We start from the raw sequence: 1090 nt of genomic DNA on the forward strand, positions 1-1090 counted from the left end.
TACGTCTTCGAAACATTGCCCACGCTCAACGACGACGAGCTCACCACGCTGCTGCCCTGGCACTGGAAGGACACATTACCCGGCTGAGCGACGCCTGCCCAGATGTGGTTAATGGCTCGCTTACTTTGCTTTCGCTTCTGAATGAACTCGAACAATAACCGGCTTTTTCTCTGAGCCTAACTTTGCCATTTGTATCCACTTACCTATTTCAATGGTTCGAACAGTTTTAAAGAAAGCCTGATGCCCAGATAATAGGGTTTCTCACAACACCACGGCCCGAGCACAGGCTTTCATGGAAATAATCAATACGATTTTTCAGCAGATGTCCAGTCTCAAAAAGCCTCAGCGGCGATTTATCTCGCCTTGCTTCCCTTGTTGATGTGCTTGAGAGGCCGCGTCAATTTTCGCAACCTCAGCCGTTACAGTGACTATCACGAGAAGACCTTTTCGCGGTGGTATCGGCGTGATTTTGATTTTACCAAGTTCAATCGCTTGAGTTTGCTGACACGGATGGCAGCTTCATTCCGAAAAGTGGCCGACACACCGAGGGGTTGGGTAAGTTCTACAGTGGCGGCACAGGCAGGGCCGAAAAGGGGCTGGAAATATCCACGCTCGCCGTGGTGAACATGACGGAGAATACGGCGTCTACACGACAAACGATAGATCGCTCTGAGAGTGAATTGTCGCGTGTGGATAGCTATCTTCATCCCCTCCAGCAAGATTGTGCCTCACTACCGCCCCAGGTGCGTTATCTCGTGGCGGATGCCTATTACAGTAAAACCCGCTATCTTCAGGGCGTCGTGGCGCTGGGGTTGCATCAGATCGTTACGGGTGGTGTATTTAGTCAAACGTTGTGACGGCAAGGTGAAAACCGCCTTGCTGTTTTCGACGGATACGTCGCTGGATGCCATGACATTAGTGACGTACTACAAGGCGCGTTTCCAGATTGAGTTCCTGTTTCGCGGTAAGCGCTCCACCAAACACATCTTCTCACGTTGAGTTTTGCTGACCACACTGAGGCTCCCTTTATCCAGGAGATTCTCATGAACCACGAACTCAATGCCATGCAGGCTTTCTGGCTCGGCCATCT

2 protein-coding genes are annotated in these 1090 nt (G+C 50.9%); both read left to right on the forward strand.

The features are described 5' to 3' along the window. The first annotated feature begins 551 nt into the window (after positions 1-551). Entirely contained in the window at positions 552-857 is a 306-nt protein-coding gene (locus M8006_RS17635) for a hypothetical protein (RefSeq protein WP_250084508.1), read from the forward strand. A gap of 19 nt (positions 858-876) precedes the next feature. Further along, the gene (locus M8006_RS18185; protein WP_284047118.1) at positions 877-999 is read left to right on the forward strand and encodes a hypothetical protein; all 123 of its coding nucleotides are present in this window, start codon (positions 877-879) and stop codon (positions 997-999) included. Positions 1000-1090: the final 91 nt, after the last annotated feature.

The organism is Halomonas llamarensis (genome assembly GCF_023555005.1).
GTDB classification, from domain to species: Bacteria; Pseudomonadota; Gammaproteobacteria; order Pseudomonadales; family Halomonadaceae; genus Vreelandella; species Vreelandella llamarensis.